Origin of the sequence: Streptomyces sp. NPDC048255, from assembly GCF_040652415.1 — a bacterium.
GTDB lineage: Bacteria > Actinomycetota > Actinomycetes > Streptomycetales > Streptomycetaceae > Streptomyces.
In genome coordinates this window covers 1-15,923 of record NZ_JBEZMA010000027.1, presented here as the reverse complement: position 1 = coordinate 15,923, position 15,923 = coordinate 1, and the positions used below count along the sequence as shown (strand labels likewise).

Here is a 15,923-nt window from a genome sequence, read left to right as displayed (position 1 = left end):
CAGGGCCGGGGACCCAGGACGTCTCTTTCGGACTTGTCGGCCGGGGGAGACGTCCTGGCTGGACGCGGCTACGCCGACGCGGGCCGGCCGAACAGCTCGCGCAGCACGTCCTCCATCGTGACCAGGCCCGCCATGGTCCCGTCCGCCCCGAGCACGGCCGCCAGATGGGTGCGGCTGCGCCGCATGGCGGTCAGTACGTCGTCCAGAGGAGTCTCCGCGCGGACCTGGGCGATGGGCCGCAGCGCCGACAGCGGGAACGGTTCGTCCCGCTCCGGCCCGTCCGCGTCCAGGGCGTCCTTGACGTGCAGGTAGCCCAGGATCCTGTGCTGTGCGTCGACTACGGGGAAGCGGGAGTAGCCGGACGTGGCCGACAGCCGCTCCAGGTCGGCCGGAGTGATGCCCAGCCATGCGGCGACCACATGGTCCGCCGGCAGCACCACATCGGTGACCGGCCGTCGGCCCAGCTCCAGGGCGTCGTGCAGCCGCTCGCTCGCCCGGTCGTCGAGGAGCCCCGCGTCGCTGGAGTCCTTGACCATCCGGGCCAGCTCGTCGTCCGTGAACGTGGCGCCGACCTCGTCCTTCACCTCCACCCGCAGCAGGCGCAGGAGGGCGTTGGCGAAGGCGTTGATCGCGAAGATCACCGGCCTCAGCGCCCGCGTGAGGGTCACCAGGGGCGGCCCCAGCAGCAGGGCGGTGCGCACCGGCTCCGCCAGGGCCACGTTCTTCGGCACCATCTCGCCGAACAGCATGTGCAGGTACGTGGCCAGCGCCAGCGCCACCACGAAGGAGATCGCGTGCGTCAGGCCCGCGGGCACCCCGACCAGGTCGAACAGCGGGGTCAGCAGGTGCGCGATGGCGGGCTCGGCCACCACGCCCAGCACCAGGGTGCACAGCGTGATGCCCAGCTGCGCCGCCGCCATCATGGCCGACACGTGCTCCAGGCCCCACAGGACGGCACGGGCCCGCCGGTCGCCCTCCTCGGCGTACGGCTCGATCTGGCTGCGCCGGACCGAGATCAGCGCGAACTCCGCGCCGACGAAGAAGGCGTTGACGACCAGGGTCGCCAGGCCGATCAGCAACTGGATCGCGGTCATCGGTCCCCCTCCGCACCCTGGTTCTCGGCCGGTCCGTCCGGCGCGTGCAGCAGCACCCGCGCGGCCCGCCGCCCGCTGGCGTCCACCACGTCCAGCCGCCACCCGTCCAGCTCCAGGCTGTCGCCCACGGCCGGGATCCGGCCGAGCTCGGTCGCTATCAGGCCGGCCAGGGTCTCGTACGGGCCGTCCGGGACGCGCAGTCCGATCCGCTGGAGCTGGTCGGTGCGCGCGGCGCCGTCGGCGGAGTAGAGCAGCCGTCCGGAGGCGTCCGTACCGGCCGGGGCCAGGTCAGGGGTCTCGTGCGGGTCGTGCTCGTCGCGGACCTCGCCGACGACCTCCTCGACGATGTCCTCCAGCGTGGCCACGCCGGCCGTGCCGCCGTACTCGTCGATGACCACGGCCATCGTGCGCTTGCCCGACAGCCGGTCCAGCAGCCGGTCCACGGTCAGGGACTCCGGTACGAGCAGCGGCTCGCGCATCAGGTGCGACACCGGGGTGCGGTGGCGCTCCGGCGCGGGCAGGGCCAGTACGTCCTTGATGTGGACGGTGCCCACGACGGTGTCGAGGCTGCCCCGGTAGACCGGGAAGCGGGACAGGCCGGTGGCCAGCGTCGCGTTCGCCACGTCCTCGGCCGTGGCCTGCGCGTCGAGGGCGGTGACCTGGACGCGCGGGGTCATCACGTTCTCCGCGGTCAGGTCGGCCAGGTTCAGGGTGCGTACGAACAGCTCGGCGGTGTCCTTCTCCAGCGCGCCGGCCTTGGCCGAGTGCCGTGCCAGCGCGACCAGCTCCTGCGGGGTGCGGGCCGAGGCCAGCTCCTCGGCCGGCTCCATGCCGAGCCGGCGCACCATGTGGTTCGCCGTGGTGTTCAGATGGCCGATGAGCGGCTTGAAGGCCAGGCTGAAGACGCGCTGCAGGGTGGCCACGCGTTTGGCGATCGCCAGCGGGGAGGAGATCGCCCAGTTCTTGGGCACGAGTTCGCCGACCACCATCAGGACGACGGTCGACAGCACGGTGCCGAGGACCAGGGCGGTGGAGGAGGCGGCGCCGGACGACATGCCGACGGCCTTGAAGGGGCCCTGGAGCAGGGCGGCGATCGAGGGCTTGGAGATCATGCCGATGACCAGGCCCGTCACGGTGATGCCGAGCTGGGCGCCGGAGAGCTGGAAGGTCAGGCTGCGGACGGCGGCCAGGGCGCTGTCGGCCCCGCGCTCACCCCGCTCGACGGCTCGTTCGAGCTCGCTGCGCTCGACGGTGGTCAGCGAGAACTCGGCCGCGACGAAGACTCCACAGGCAAGGCAGAGCAGCAGCGCCACGACGAGCAGGAGCACTTCGGTCATCGGTCGGTCACCTCCGTCCCATGGTCGGCCAGGAGGAGGGGTGTCGCGCGATGTCGCATACCGGAATGCCGGGGACTGGGAGGCTCGCCCATGGGCGGACGCTCACACCTTTCGTTCGAGTGGGCTGGTGACCACATGGTAAAGGACGGGCAAAGGGAGCTCATCATCCTTCTGGTGGAGCGGACCGGATGATGGGATCCCGACATGAACGATCTTCACATCGGCCCCGCGGGCGCAGCCGATCTCAGCTCCGTACTCGACTTCTGGAAGAGCGCGGCTGAAGGAACGAGTATCAGCGACGACCTCGCCGGGATCGAGCGCCTCCACCAGCGGGACCCCGGCGCGCTGCTGCTCGCCCGCCGCGACGGAGAACTCCTCGGTACCGTGATCGCCGGTTTCGACGGCTGGCGCTGCCACCTCTACCGGCTCGCGGTCCACCCGGAACTCCGCAGGCAGGGCATAGGCACGGCGCTGCTCGCCGCCGCCGAGGAACGGTTCGCGGAACTCGGCGGGCGGCGCGCGGACGCGATGGTGCTCGACCGCAACGAGCGGGCGCACCCGGCGTGGGAAGCGGCCGGGTACGGGCCCGAGGAGCAGTGGACGCGCTGGGTCAAGCCGCTCGGCGGCTGACCCTCACTCGGGGGAGCGGCGGGCGGAGCCGATCACGCAGTACGAGGTGGGCAGGGCCGGACCGCGCTCGGGCAGCCGGAAGGCGCGGTGCGAGACGATCCGGAAGCCCGCGGCCTCGATCGAGGCGAGCGGGTCGCGGGAGGTGTGGCAGCCCCCGAAGAGGCGGGGCCAGACGGTCCGGTCCAGCCCGCGCTGGACGGCGGCCATGCCTGGCCCCGGGGCCAGGCCGTGCTCCAGGAAGCGCAGCTCGGCGTCGGGGCGCAGGACGCGGTGCAGCTCGGCGAGGGTGCGCGGGAGGTCACGTACGGTGCACAGCACCAGGGAGGCGACGGCGGCGTCGAAGGCCTCGCTCTTGACCGGGAGGGCTTCGGCGACACCGGGTACGACGTCCACCGGGACCTCGGCGCGCAGGGCGGCGGAGACCGCGAGCCGGCGGAGGGTGCGCTCCGGTTCGACGGCCACCACCTCGGAGACGGCGCGCGGGTAGTGGGGGAAGTTCAGGCCGTTGCCGGCTCCGATCTCGATCACGCGGCCGGAGACGCCGTGCAGCAGCTCGCGGCGGAGGGCGGCGATGCCGTGGGTTTCGGCGGTGGCGCTGGCGCGGGCGTAGAACCGGGCGAAGAGCGGGTGGTGCACGGAGTCGGGGGGCTGGGCGGCCGGTTTGCTGCGCGGCGACATGACGGACCTCCCGGGGCGGGGGACGGGGCGCATACCTTCAGCGTGCCCTTTCCGCTGGCGCTCATCCCTGGTGGGTGCGGCGCCGTTGCGGGGGCTCCGCCCCCGGGCCCCCGCGCCTCAAGCGCCGGCGGGGCCGGATGTGGCTCGGCGGGGCTGGATGTGGGTCCGCCCCGTCGGTGCGGCGATTCGTTACGCCGGCCAGGTGGTCAGGAAGGACTGGGCCGACCAGGTTCCGTGCAGGGGTGGGGCCAGCCATGAGGGGGCCGCGGTGCGGAAGGCGGGCGGGGGGATGGAGCCCGCGCCGTGCGGGACCGCGCCCAGCAGGGGCAGGTCCGAGACCTTCGGGAGGTCCGCGAGGTTGCACCGGGAGGCCAGGTCCGGGTCCGCGGGCCAGCTGCCGACCACCAGGCCCAGTCCGGTCAGGTCCCGCGCCCGGAGGGCTTCCGCCGTCAGGGCGGCGGAATTGAGGGTTCCGAGGCCTGCGGGGGCCACCACCAGCACCGGGGCGCCGAGCAGCCGGGCCGCGTCCGCGAGGGTGTGGCCTTGCTCGTCGAAGCGGACGAGCAGCCCGCCCGCGCCCTCCACCAGCACCAGGTCGTGGTCCTGGGCCAGCCTCTCCGCGGCCTGCGCGATGTCCGCCGGCGAGAGCGACGGCAGCCCCGCGCGGCGGGCCGCGGTGTCCGGGGCCAACGGCTCCGGGTAGCGGGCCAGTTCCACCGCCGTGACGGAGGGGCCCGCCAGCCGGACGGCCTCGGCGGCGTCCCCCGGCTCGTCCGGACCCACGCCCGTCTGGGCAGGCTTGAGCACCGCCACCGAGCGGCCGCGGGCCACGGCCGCGGCGGCGATCGCCGAGGTGACCACCGTCTTGCCGATCTCCGTGCCCGTCCCGGACACGACCAGTACGGACATCTCAGCCTTCCCGGGCCGCCGCGCACACCGCGCGGCAGATGCGGGCGACGTCGGCGTCGCCGGTGACGAAGGGCGGCATCGTGTAGAGCAGGTCCCGGAAGGGGCGCAGCCACACGCCTTCCCGGACCGCCGCCCGGGTGGCGGCCGCCACGTCCGCCTCGTGGTCCAGCTGGACCACGCCGATGGCGCCCAGCACGCGTACGTCCCGGACCCCGGGCAGTGCGGCCGCCTCCGCCAGGCCCTCGCGCAGGCCCGCCTCGATCCGCTTGATGTCCCGGGCCCAGTCCTGGCCGAGCAGCAGGTCGATGGAGGCCAGGGCGACCGCCGTGGCCAGGGGGTTGCCCATGAAGGTCGGCCCGTGGGCCAGCACCGGGACCTCGCCCTGCGAGATCCCCTGCGCGACCCGCTCGGTGCACAGGGCCGCGGCGAGCGTGAGGTAACCGCCGGTCAGCGACTTGCCCACGCACAGCACGTCGGGCGTGATCCCCGCGTGGTCGGCCGCGAAGAGCGCGCCCGTACGGCCGAAGCCCGTGGCGATCTCGTCCAGGATCAGCAGGACCCCGTACTCGTCGCAGAGCTCGCGCAGCACCCGCAGGTATCCCGGGTTGTGGAAGCGCATCCCGCCCGCGCCCTGCACCACCGGCTCCACGATCACGGCGGCCAGCTCGTGCGCGTGCGCAGCGATCAGGGTGCGCAGGTGGGCGGCGTACGCGGGGTCGACGGGCGTGTCGAAGCCGCCGGGCGGCGCGTCCGCGAAGACCTGCTTCGGCAGGTGGCCCTGCCACAGCTCGTGCATCCCGCCCTGGGGGTCGCAGACGGCCATCGGCTGCCAGGTGTCCCCGTGGTAGCCGCCGCGCCAGGTCAGCAGCCGGGTCTTGCCCGTCCGCCCCAGCGAACGCCAGTACTGGAGGGACATCTTGACCGCGACCTCGACGGCGACCGAGCCCGAGTCGGCGAGGAAGACGTGCTCCAGGCCGGCCGGGGTGATCTCCACCAGCTTCGCGGCCAGCCGGACGGCGGGCTCGTGGGTGAGCCCGCCGAACATCACGTGGGACATCCGGCCCAGCTGGCCGGTCACGGCCTCGTTCAGCACCGGGTGGTTGTAGCCGTGGATCGCCGACCACCAGGAGGACATGCCGTCGACCAGCTCGTCCTGCCCCTCGGCCGGTGCGGCGAGCCGCAGCCGGACACCCGAGGCGGAGGAGACGACCAGCGGCTCCTGCCGCCCGGGCATCGGGCCGTACGGGTGCCAGACGTGCTGCCGGTCCAGAGCGAGCAGCTCCTCGACCGGCAGCGGGTCGTGCGCGTGGTGCGGATCAGGCATTGGGGGCGAGGTCCGTTCCCGCTCCGCGACGGCGCACCGCCACCAGGTCGGACCGGACCTCACCGGCGCCGGCCTGCGAGGCCACCGGTACCGGCGCCGGCTCCTGCGCGGCGGGCCCGTGCCCGGAGCAGCCGCCGCAGGCCGAGCCGCAGCCCGCCTCGTCGGCCGCACCGGAGGGAGCCGCCGTACCGCAGACCGAGGCGCCGCCGCCGTGCGAGCCGCAGCCCCCGGCGGAAGCGGCCTCCGCCACGTCGGCACGGTGCGCGGGAAGGGTCGTCGTACCGGCGCCCTCCACCTCGAAACCGGCGTCCGCGATCATGTCGAGGTCGGCCTGGCCGGCCTGGCCCTCACTGGTGAGGTAGTCGCCCAGGAAGATCGAGTTGACCAGGTGCAGGGCCAGCGGCTGCATCGTGCGCAGGTGCACCTCGCGGCCGCCCGCGAGCCGGACCTCGACGTCGGGGCAGACGAAGCGCACCATGGCCAGGATCCGCAGGGCGCGCTGCGGGGTGAGGTTCCACTCCTTGGCGAGCGGGGTGCCCTCGAAGGGGATCAGGAAGTTGACCGGCACCGAGTCCGGGTCCAGCTCGCGCAGCGAGTAGACGACGTCGACCAGGTCCTCGTCGCTCTCGCCCATGCCCGCGATCAGGCCGGAGCAGGCGGACAGGCCGGCGGCGTGCGCCTTCTGCACCGTGTCGACCCGGTCCGCGTAGGTGTGGGTCTTGGTGATCTGGCCGTACGTGGCCTCGGAGGTGTTGAGGTTGTGGTTGTACGCGTCCGCGCCCGCGTCGCGCAGCCGCTCCGCCTGGCCGTCCGAGAGCAGGCCGAGGCAGGCGCAGACCTCGACGCCCTCGTTCTGCTCCTTGATCGCCGCGATGGTCTTCCCGACGCGGTCCACGTCCCGGTCCGTCGGACCGCGGCCGCTCGCCACCAGGCAGACCCGCTTGGCGCCGCCCGCGACACCGGCCGCGGCGGCCTGGGAGGCCTCCTCCGGCTTCAGCCAGGTGTACTTGAGGATCTCGGCCTTGGAGCCCAGACGCTGGGAGCAGTACGAGCAGTCCTCGGGGCACAGGCCCGACTTCAGGTTGACCAGGTAGTTCAGCTTGACCCGACGCCCGAACCACTGGCGGCGCACCTTGCCGGCCGCGGCCACCACGTCGAGCAGTTCGTCGTCAGAGGTCGCCAGCACGGCGAGTGCCTCTTCGCGGGTCGGCAGCTCGCGCCGCAGCCCCTTGTCAACCAAGGTGTTCAGCAGATCCATGACGCCGATCCTGGACCACACGACCACTCCCGGCCAAGGAGAGAATGAACAACATGGCCGGAACCTAGTGTGTGTATCGCCACACCTGACGCTCAAGTCACGGCGGTTAAGGTCGGGCAGGTCTGTGGACTGCCGACAAAAACCGAGGACGCGCCGATGCCCCAGCACAGCCCCGATCCCGTGGACGTCTTCGCCTGGATTGATGACGCCGAACGGGCCCGCGAGCAGGCAGGACTGGTGCGGACGCTGCGGCCGCGCCCGGCCTCCTCGCCGCTCCTCGACCTCGCGAGCAACGACTACCTCGGCCTGTCCAGGCACGCCGGGACCGTCCGCGGGGCACGTGAGGCGGCCGAGCGCTGGGGGGCCGGAGCCACTGGATCGCGGCTGGTGACGGGTACGACCGAGCTTCATGCCGAGCTCGAGCGGGAGCTCGCCGCCTTCTGCGGATTCGAGGCGGCGCTGGTGCTCTCCTCCGGCTACGCGGCCAACCTCGCGGCCGTGACCGCGCTCAGCGACCGGGGCACGCTGGTGGTCTCCGACGCCGGGAACCACGCCTCCATCGTCGACGGCTGCCGCCTCTCGCGCGCCGAGATCGCCGTGATCCCGCACTCCGACCCGGACACCGCGCGCAAGACGCTCGCCACCCACGAGGGCCGGGCGCTGCTGGTCAGCGACTCGGTCTTCTCCGTCGACGGGGACGCGGCCCCGCTCGCGGCCTACGCGGCGGCCTGCCGGGACGAGGGCGCGGCCCTGGTCGTGGACGACGCGCACGGGCTGGGCGTACTGGGCGAGGGCGGCCGGGGCGCGCTGCACGCGGCCGGGCTCGCGGGCGCGCCGGGGGTGGTGGCCACGCTGACGCTCTCGAAGTCCCTGGGCAGCCAGGGCGGTGCGGTGCTCGGCCCGGCCAAGGTGATCCGGCACCTGGTCAACACGGCCCGGACCTTCATCTTCGACACCGGGCTCGCGCCCGCCGCCGCGGGCGCGGCGCTGGCGAGCCTGCGCCTGCTCCAGCGGGAACCGGAACGCGCGGAGCGGGCCCGCGAGGTGGCCGCCGAGCTGTACGGGCGGCTCACCGCGTCCGGCCTGACCGCGGCCCGGCCGGACGCGGCCGTGGTGTCGGTGCGGGCCCCGTCGGCTTCGGCGGCACTGCGCTGGGCCGCCGACTGCCGCGAGGCAGGTCTGTCCGTGGGCTGCTTCCGCCCGCCGTCGGTGCCGGACGGCATCTCCCGGCTGCGGCTGACCGCCCGGGCCGATCTCACGGGGGAGGAGATCGACCGGGCCGTCGGGACGATCCTGGGGACCGCGCCCGCCGGGGCCACGGACCGGTAGGCGGGGTTACGGGAGCAGGTCCGCCCGGACCGAGGCGAGGAAGCCGTCCCAGGCCGGCCCGGTGAAGAGCACGGCCGGGCCGTCCGTCCGCTTGGAGTCGCGGACGGCGAGCAGGCCACCGCTGAGGGCGGCCGCTTCCACACAGTTGTTCATTCCGGTGCTGCGGCTGCTCCGCCGCCACCGCGCGCTGTTCAGAAGTCCGCTGGTGGATAAGGGGGTTGCGGACACGGGGGTGCCTCCTTACGCGTCGTCAGCGAGTGAGCTGATGAGATCCGACGAGTCCTGGGGCGGGAGTGCGTGCGCCTGGATGGTGCGGAACGCGGCGCTGTACGCCTCTAGGTCTTCCTTCCGCTCCAGATAGAGGCTACTCGTCAAATGGTCGAGTACCACCACATCCAGATCAGCGATGTTCGGAAATGAGAAGATGACGAACGGTCCGGTGAGGCCGAGATGGCCCCCCACGCTGAACGGAAGTACCTGCAACCGCACTTGGGGCAGTCGTCCCACCTCCACCAGGTGTCGCAGCTGCTCCTTCATCACCCCGGGCCCGCCGATCTGCCGGCGCAGCACCGCCTCGTCCAGTACCGCGCTCAGCTCCAGCGGGGGATCGGCCCGCAGCACCGACTGCCGTGCCAGCCGTACGGCGACCAGCGCGTCCACCTTCGGCTCGGGCAGCCCGCCCAGCGCGGCCCGGGTCACGGCCCGCGCGTAGCCGGGGGTCTGCAGCAGCCCCGGCACCACGGAGAGCTCCACCGTACGGGCCGACCGGGCCCCGGCCTCCAGGCTGATGAAGTCCCGGTACTCCTGGGGCAGCAGACCCCGGTAGTCGTGCCACCACTGGCGGCCCCGCCCGGTGTCGCCGCTCGGGCCGGGGCCCGCCGCCGAAGCCGACAGGGCCTCCAGCAGGGCCCGCTGCTGGGCGCTCACGACGTCCCCGTAGGCGTCCAGCAGGAGCCGGATGTCCTCGGGCTTGACGCCGCTGCGCCCCGTCTCGATGCGGCTGATCTTCGACTGGTGCCACCCCACGATCCGGGCCGCCTCACCACTGGTGAGTCCGGACCGGTCGCGCAGGGCACGCAGTTCCTCGCCGAGCTTGCGTCGGCGCACCGCGGGACCGTGCTGCACACCCGCCTCCTTCCACCGGCACAGCTCGCACCAGTCTGCCGTCCAAATACGCTCTTCCGTAGCAGAGTTCACCGCATTGAGGGACAGATATATGCATATCTTGGGGGATCGGCAGAAACGGCGGCACGATGGGTGGCACTCTGGCGTCCAGCACAGATCCGGGGCGGCTTGGCCCCGGTGGGAAAGGGACCGTCGCCATGGCAGATCACCAGGAAGCATCCGTCACTCTGCCGAGCGATCCGGCCTCGGTCGCCGCCGCCCGCCGCTATGTCGCGGAGGTGCTGGGCGAATGGGGACTGCCCGATGACGCCGACACCGCGGACAGTGTCAGACTGATCGTCTCGGAGCTCGCGACCAACGCGGTCCAGCACACCTTCGGCCAGTCGCCCACCTTCACCGTCGACGTCCGGCTGGAGCGCGGGGAGTGGCTGCGCGTCGGAGTGACCGACAGCCACCCGCGCTGGCCCAAGCGGCTGCCGGCCGCGGTGCAGCAGGACAACGGCCGCGGGATGGTCATCATCCGCTGGCTCACCGCGGAGGCGGGCGGCCGGCTCTCGGTCAGCCCCACCGAGGACGGCGGCAAGACGGTGTGGATCGCCCTCCCCTGGACGGTCGGGGCCCCGGCGCGGAACGCCGTCACCGGCTGCTGAACGGCGGCGGGGCCGTCAGGCACGGCGGGACCGGCGGCGGCCGGTCTCAGCCGAGCCCGCGCTCCGACGCGCTCCGCTCGATGCACAGCTCGTTGCCCTCGGGGTCCTCCAGTACGACCCAGCCCAGTACGCCGTCCGGGGCGCGCCGGTCGTCCACGAGCTTCGCGCCGAGCCCGATCAGGCGCTCCACGGTCTCGTCCCGGGTGCCGGTGGGCGGCTGGATGTCCAGGTGGACGCGGTTCCTGAGGGACTTGGCGTCGGGGACGCGGACGAAGAGCAGCCCGGGCACGCCGGGCTGCGCCGGCTGCGGTTCGAGGAGGATCTCGTCGTCGCCCTCCTGGTCGTCCGGGTGGATGGAGAAGCCGGTCACGGCGGACCAGAACCGCGCGACCGCGTAAGGGTCGAGGGCGTTGAAGGTGATGTGCCGGACGGGATTGACGAACACGCGTCTCCTCGGTGAAAGCTGTCTGAGCTCCGGTGGAAGGCCGCCTGCGGGCTGCCTGACGGCCGTATACGGAACGGGGTTCGCCCCGCCCGGCCGCTGAACCGAGTGTCTCCCCGAAACGTGGGTTAACTCAACGGAAAAACGGGCGGCCTAGCGTGGCGGCCACGTTCCTCCGCCAACGATCGCCCATGATCCGGTAAAGCCGCGGTGGTCGGGACGGAAAGGCTTTCCCTGTGTTGGGCAAGACACGCTTGGCTCGGATATGTGCAGGTCAACAGAGTGTTGACGGCCAGTAGGGTCGCCCCGGCACGATGTTGATCTTGTCCCGGAAGCTTGGTGATTCGTGTGCATCTGACACCGCACGAGCAGGAGAGACTGCTCATCCACGTGGCCGCCGACGTGGCCCAGAAGCGCAAGGCCCGAGGGGTCCGCCTCAACCATCCCGAAGCGGTCGCCCTGATCACCTCGCACATCCTCGAAGGCGCCCGCGACGGCCGCACCGTGGCCGAGCTGATGGCCTCCGGCCGTACCGTCCTGCGCCGCGAGGAGGTCATGGAGGGCATCCCCGAGATGATCCACGACGTCCAGGTCGAGGCGACCTTCCCGGACGGCACCAAACTCGTCACCGTCCACGACCCGATCGTCTGAAGGGCGTACCCGCATGATCCCCGGCGAAATCGCCTACGGGGACGGCCCGGTGCTCCTCAACGAGGGCCGCACCGTCACCCGTCTCGTCGTCCTCAACTCCGCCGACCGGCCCGTCCAGGTCGGCTCCCACTACCACTTCGCCGAGGCCAACCCCGGCCTCGACTTCGACCGCCGCGCGGCCCACGGGCTCCGGCTCAACGTCGCCGCCGGCACCGCGGTCCGCTTCGAGCCGGGCATCCCGGTCGCGGTGGAACTCGTACCGCTGGGCGGGCTGCGCACCGTACCGGGACTGCGCGGGGAGACCGGAGGGCCGCTCGATGGCTGAGATCTCGCGCCAGGAGTACGCCGACCTCTTCGGGCCGACCACCGGTGACCGGATCCGGCTGGCCGACACCGACCTCTTCGTCGAGATCGAAGAGGACCTCAGCGGCGGACCCGGCCGGTCCGGCGACGAGGCGGTCTTCGGCGGCGGCAAGGTCATCCGCGAGTCCATGGGCCAGGCCCGCACCACCCGCGCCGAGGGCGCCGCCGACACCGTGATCACCGGGGTCGTCGTCCTCGACCACTGGGGCGTCGTCAAGGCCGACCTCGGCATCCGCGACGGCCGGATCTGCGGCATCGGCAAGGCCGGCAACCCCGACACCATGGACGGGGTGGACCCCGCACTGGTCATCGGCCCGGAGACGGAGATCATCGCCGGCAACGGGAAGATCGTCACGGCCGGCGCCATCGACGCCCACGTGCACTTCATCTCCCCGACGGTCATCGAGGAGGCCCTGGCCTCCGGGATCACCACCCTCGTCGGCGGCGGCACCGGACCGGCCGAGGGCACCAAGGCCACCACCGTCACCCCCGGCCCCTGGCACCTCGCCCGGATGTTCGCCGCGCTGGAGGCCTACCCCGTCAACATCGGCCTGCTCGGCAAGGGCAACACCATGTCCACCGAGGCCATGCACTCCCAGCTGCGCGGCGGCGCGCTCGGCTTCAAGATCCACGAGGACTGGGGGTCCACCCCCGCCGTCATCGACGCCTGCCTGAGCGTCTGCGAGGAGACCGGGGCCCAGGTCGCCATCCACACGGACACGCTCAACGAGGCCGGATTCGTGGGCGACACCCTCGCCGCCATCGGCGGGCGCACCATCCACTCGTACCACACCGAAGGGGCCGGCGGCGGGCACGCCCCCGACATCATCACCGTGGTCTCCGAGCCCAACATCCTGCCCAGCTCCACCAACCCCACGCGGCCGCACACCGTCAACACCGTCGAGGAACACCTCGACATGCTGATGGTCTGCCACCACCTCAACCCGGCCGTCCCCGAGGACCTCGCCTTCGCCGAATCCCGCATCCGGCCCTCGACCATCGCCGCCGAGGACGTCCTGCACGACCTCGGGGCGATCTCCATCATCTCCTCCGACTCCCAGGCCATGGGCCGCGTCGGCGAGGTGGTCCTGCGCACCTGGCAGACCGCCCACGTGATGAAGAAGCGCCGGGGCTTCCTGCCCGGCGACGGGCCCGCCGACAACCACCGGGCGCGCCGCTACGTCGCCAAGTACACGATCAACCCGGCCGTGGCCCAGGGCCTCGCCCGCGAGATCGGCTCGGTCGAGACCGGCAAGCTCGCCGACCTCGTCCTGTGGAACCCCGCCTTCTTCGGGGTCAAGCCCGAACTGGTCATCAAGGGCGGCCAGATCGCCTACGCGCAGATGGGCGACGCCAACGCCTCCATCCCCACCCCCCAGCCGGTGCTGCCCCGGCCGATGTTCGGCGCCCACGGGCGGGCACCCGGCCTCAACTCGCTCAACTTCACCGCGCAGGCCGCACTCGACGACGGACTGCCCGAACGGCTCGGACTCGGCAAGGAGTTCGTGGCCATCGAGAGCACCCGCAAGGTCAGCAAGGCGGACATGCGCAACAACGACGCCATGCCGAGGGTGGAGGTCGACGCCGACACCTTCACCGTCAGCATCGACGGGGAAGCCGTGGAACCGGCGCCCGCCACCGAACTGCCCATGGCCCAGCGCTACTTCCTCTTCTGATGACAGGCCTTCCGATGACAGGCCCCACCCGATGAGCCTCGCCGCCCTGCTCGTCCTCGCCGACGGCCGCTTCCCCGCCGGGGGCCACGCCCACTCCGGCGGGGCCGAAGCCGCCTGCAAGGCGGGCCGCATCCACGACGCGGCCACCCTGGAGGAGTTCTGCCGGGGCCGGCTGCACACCGCGGGCCTCACCGCCGCCGGCCTCGCCGCCGCCGCGGCCCTCGGGCTCGACCCGGCGGAGCTCGACGCCGCCGCCGACGCCCGCACCCCCTCGCCGGCGCTGCGCACGGCCGCCCGGCGGCTGGGCCGGCAGCTCATGCGCGCCGCCCGGGCCACCTGGCCGTCCCCCGAACTGGAGGAACTGGCCGCCGCCTTCCCGCGCGGAGCCCATCAGCCCGTGGTGCTCGGCGTCACCGCCCGGGCGGCCGGGCTCGGGCCGCGCGACGCGGCGCACGTGGCGGCGTACGAGGCGGTCGGCGGGCCCGCGACCGCGACCGTCCGGCTGCTGGGCCTGGACCCCTTCGAGGCGAGCGGGGTCCTGGCCCGCCTCGCCCCGGAACTCGACGCCGTCGCCGCCCGGGCGGAGCGAGCCGCGCTGCGCGCCCGCTCGGAGGGCCCGGACGCCCTGCCCGCGGCCTCCTCACCCCTGCTGGAGATCGCGGCGGAGATCCATGCCGACTGGCCGGTACGCCTGTTCGCCTCCTGAACCGCGCCCCACCGGCCGTCCCGACCACCCCAAGGAGACCCCTCCCATGCACCTCGACCACGCCGTGACCTACCCCCACCGGCACACCCACAGCGCCGCGCCGCTGCGGGCCGACGGCTCGCGCCGCGCCCTGCGCATCGGACTCGGCGGACCCGTGGGCTCCGGCAAGACCGCCACCGTCGCCGCGCTCTGCCGCGCCCTGCGCGCCGAGTTCTCCATGGCGGTCGTCACGAACGACATCTACACGCGGGAGGACGCCGAGTTCCTGCTCCGCGAGGCCGTGCTGCCGCCCGAGCGGATCACCGCCGTGGAGACCGGGGCCTGTCCGCACACCGCCATCCGCGACGACATCTCCGCCAACCTGGAGGCCGTGGAAGAACTGGAGGAGGCCTTCCGGGAGAGCGGCCCGCTCGACCTGATCCTCGTCGAGTCCGGCGGGGACAACCTCACCGCCACCTTCTCCCGCGGCCTGGCCGACGCCCAGATCTTCGTCATCGACGTGGCCGGCGGGGACGACATCCCGCGCAAGGGCGGCCCCGGCGTCACCACCGCCGACCTCCTCGTCGTCAACAAGACCGACCTCGCCCCCCACGTCGGCTCCGACCTGGACCGGATGGCCCGCGACGCCGCCGAGCAGCGGGGCGAACTGCCCGTCGCCTTCCAGTCCTTGCGCGGCCCGGACGGGGTGGCCCCGGTGGCCGCCTGGGTGCGCGAGCGGATCGCCGCCTGGACCGTACGGTGACCAGCGCGCCGGCCCTCGCTCCGCCGCCGGCCACCGCTCCCGCCGTCCCGGCGGCCACAGCCCCCGCCGTCCCGCCGGCCACAGCCCCCGCCGCCCCGGCGGCCACAGCCCCCGCCGCCCCGGCTCCGCCCGCGGCGGGCCTGCGGGCCACCGCCCGGATCCACGCCGTCGCCGACGGGCGTGGCTCCACCGCCCTGCCCCTGCTGGCCGGGGAGGGGCCGCTCGCGCTGCGCCGCACCCGCGGTCGCGGGGCCGAGGCCGGGGTCATGCTGGTCGGCGCGATGAGCGCCCCGCTCGGCGGGGACCACCTCACCGTCGAGGCCACCGCCGGGCCCGGGGCCCGCCTCGCCCTCGCCTCGGCGGCGGCGACGCTGGCGCTGCCCGGCCGCGGCGGCGAGCCCGCGCGCTACGACGTACGGCTCGACCTGGCGGAGGGGGCCTCGGTGCGGTGGCTGCCCGAGCCGCTGGTCTCCGTACGGGGCAGCGACCTGAGGGTGCGCACACGGGCCGAACTGGCCCCCACCGCACGGCTGCTGCTGCGCGAGGAGCAGGTGCTCGGCCGGACGGGGGAGAGCCCGGGCCTGCTGCGCAGCCGGCTCACCGTCGGCCTCGGCGGCCGTCCGCTGCTGGACCAGGAACTCACCTGCGGGCCCGGGGCGCCCGGCGGCTGGGACGGCCCGGCCGGACTGGCGGGCCACCGGGCGCTCGGCCAGCTCCTGGTCGTGGACCCGGCCTTCGCCGGGGCGCCGCCCGCGGCCGGGCCGCTGGGGGAGTTCGCGGCGGTGACCCCGCTGGCCGGTCCGGCCGTGCTCGTGACGGCCCTGGCCCCGGACGCCCTGCGCCTGCGTGAACTGCTCGACACGGCCCTGCGTTCCTACGGCTGGTGACCTAGGGCCTGTCTTTCGGGTCAGGCCCTAAAGGTTGTTGCAGAAGGCTCAGTCTTGGGCATTTTGCTTGTATGGGTGGGGTGTTGCGGACTGAGCCGTTGTGGGTGGAGACGTTCACGGGC

At 73.3% G+C, this 15,923-nt stretch carries 18 protein-coding genes; 9 read left to right on the top strand and 9 right to left on the bottom strand.

Annotated features, from left to right (window positions below; genetic code table 11):
• Positions 1-68: 68 nt before the first annotated feature.
• Positions 69-1,094 carry a hemolysin family protein gene (locus AB0D94_RS21470; RefSeq protein WP_362054224.1) on the bottom strand — a complete coding sequence of 342 codons (1,026 nt, stop codon included), beginning with the start codon at positions 1,092-1,094 and terminating at the stop codon, positions 69-71.
• Complete coding sequence (locus tag AB0D94_RS21465) at positions 1,091-2,431, bottom strand: hemolysin family protein (RefSeq protein ID WP_362054221.1); 1,341 nt, start codon at positions 2,429-2,431, stop codon at positions 1,091-1,093. Before AB0D94_RS21465 ends, AB0D94_RS21470 begins: the two co-directional genes overlap by 4 nt.
• Before the next feature lie 204 nt (positions 2,432-2,635).
• Here AB0D94_RS21465 and AB0D94_RS21460 point away from each other — a divergent pair, with 204 nt between their 5' ends.
• Positions 2,636-3,061 carry a GNAT family N-acetyltransferase gene (locus tag AB0D94_RS21460; RefSeq protein ID WP_362054218.1) on the top strand — a complete coding sequence of 142 codons (426 nt, stop codon included), beginning with the start codon at positions 2,636-2,638 and terminating at the stop codon, positions 3,059-3,061.
• A gap of 3 nt (positions 3,062-3,064) precedes the next feature.
• Here AB0D94_RS21460 and AB0D94_RS21455 read toward each other — a convergent pair whose 3' ends face one another.
• From AB0D94_RS21455 to bioB, 4 genes are all read right to left on the bottom strand, one after another.
• Positions 3,065-3,739, bottom strand: a complete 675-nt coding sequence (locus AB0D94_RS21455) for a class I SAM-dependent methyltransferase (protein WP_362054215.1) — start codon at positions 3,737-3,739, stop codon at positions 3,065-3,067.
• A 189-nt stretch (positions 3,740-3,928) separates the two neighbouring features.
• Positions 3,929-4,648: a dethiobiotin synthase gene (bioD, locus tag AB0D94_RS21450; RefSeq protein WP_362054212.1), complete on the bottom strand. Its 720-nt coding sequence runs from the start codon at positions 4,646-4,648 to the stop codon at positions 3,929-3,931.
• 1 nt (position 4,649) lies between these two features.
• Positions 4,650-5,972 (bottom strand): adenosylmethionine--8-amino-7-oxononanoate transaminase, encoded by a 1,323-nt coding sequence (locus AB0D94_RS21445; RefSeq protein ID WP_362054209.1) that lies wholly within the window; start codon positions 5,970-5,972, stop codon positions 4,650-4,652.
• Positions 5,965-7,230, bottom strand: coding sequence for a biotin synthase BioB (gene bioB, locus AB0D94_RS21440; RefSeq protein ID WP_362054206.1), 1,266 nt, complete (start codon positions 7,228-7,230; stop codon positions 5,965-5,967). Before bioB ends, AB0D94_RS21445 begins: the two co-directional genes overlap by 8 nt.
• 156 nt (positions 7,231-7,386) lie before the next feature.
• Between bioB and AB0D94_RS21435 the strand changes: the two genes are divergently transcribed.
• A complete protein-coding gene (locus AB0D94_RS21435) occupies positions 7,387-8,559 on the top strand; it encodes an 8-amino-7-oxononanoate synthase (protein WP_362054203.1) in 1,173 nt (390 codons plus the stop codon).
• Positions 8,560-8,565: 6 nt separating this feature from the next.
• On the opposite strand, the gene AB0D94_RS21430 is transcribed toward AB0D94_RS21435, so the two are convergent.
• Together AB0D94_RS21430 and AB0D94_RS21425 are read right to left on the bottom strand one after the other, a co-directional pair.
• Positions 8,566-8,787: a DUF397 domain-containing protein gene (locus AB0D94_RS21430; RefSeq protein WP_362054200.1), complete on the bottom strand. Its 222-nt coding sequence runs from the start codon at positions 8,785-8,787 to the stop codon at positions 8,566-8,568.
• Between the two features lie 12 nt (positions 8,788-8,799).
• Positions 8,800-9,684 (bottom strand): helix-turn-helix transcriptional regulator, encoded by an 885-nt coding sequence (locus AB0D94_RS21425; protein WP_362054197.1) that lies wholly within the window; start codon positions 9,682-9,684, stop codon positions 8,800-8,802.
• Between the two features lie 197 nt (positions 9,685-9,881).
• Here AB0D94_RS21425 and AB0D94_RS21420 point away from each other — a divergent pair, with 197 nt between their 5' ends.
• A complete protein-coding gene (locus AB0D94_RS21420; protein WP_362054194.1) occupies positions 9,882-10,334 on the top strand; it encodes an ATP-binding protein in 453 nt (150 codons plus the stop codon).
• Between the two features lie 46 nt (positions 10,335-10,380).
• Here AB0D94_RS21420 and AB0D94_RS21415 read toward each other — a convergent pair whose 3' ends face one another.
• Positions 10,381-10,779 carry a VOC family protein gene (locus AB0D94_RS21415; RefSeq protein ID WP_362054191.1) on the bottom strand — a complete coding sequence of 133 codons (399 nt, stop codon included), beginning with the start codon at positions 10,777-10,779 and terminating at the stop codon, positions 10,381-10,383.
• A 345-nt stretch (positions 10,780-11,124) separates the two neighbouring features.
• Here AB0D94_RS21415 and AB0D94_RS21410 point away from each other — a divergent pair, with 345 nt between their 5' ends.
• The 6 genes from AB0D94_RS21410 (at position 11,125) to AB0D94_RS21385 (ending at position 15,801) form a co-directional block, all read left to right on the top strand.
• Positions 11,125-11,427 (top strand): urease subunit gamma, encoded by a 303-nt coding sequence (locus AB0D94_RS21410; protein WP_362054188.1) that lies wholly within the window; start codon positions 11,125-11,127, stop codon positions 11,425-11,427.
• Positions 11,428-11,440: 13 nt separating this feature from the next.
• Positions 11,441-11,752, top strand: coding sequence for an urease subunit beta (locus tag AB0D94_RS21405; protein ID WP_362054185.1), 312 nt, complete (start codon positions 11,441-11,443; stop codon positions 11,750-11,752).
• A complete protein-coding gene (locus AB0D94_RS21400; protein ID WP_362054182.1) occupies positions 11,745-13,466 on the top strand; it encodes an urease subunit alpha in 1,722 nt (573 codons plus the stop codon). The genes AB0D94_RS21405 and AB0D94_RS21400 overlap by 8 nt, the downstream gene beginning before the upstream one ends.
• Positions 13,467-13,497: 31 nt before the next feature.
• Positions 13,498-14,172, top strand: a complete 675-nt coding sequence (locus tag AB0D94_RS21395; RefSeq protein ID WP_362054179.1) for an urease accessory UreF family protein — start codon at positions 13,498-13,500, stop codon at positions 14,170-14,172.
• A 46-nt stretch (positions 14,173-14,218) separates the two neighbouring features.
• Positions 14,219-14,914 (top strand): urease accessory protein UreG, encoded by a 696-nt coding sequence (ureG, locus tag AB0D94_RS21390; RefSeq protein WP_362054176.1) that lies wholly within the window; start codon positions 14,219-14,221, stop codon positions 14,912-14,914.
• Between the two features lie 140 nt (positions 14,915-15,054).
• On the top strand, positions 15,055-15,801 hold the full coding sequence (locus tag AB0D94_RS21385) for an urease accessory protein UreD (RefSeq protein ID WP_362054420.1): 747 nt from the start codon (positions 15,055-15,057) through the stop codon (positions 15,799-15,801).
• The last annotated feature ends 122 nt before the right edge of the window (positions 15,802-15,923 follow it).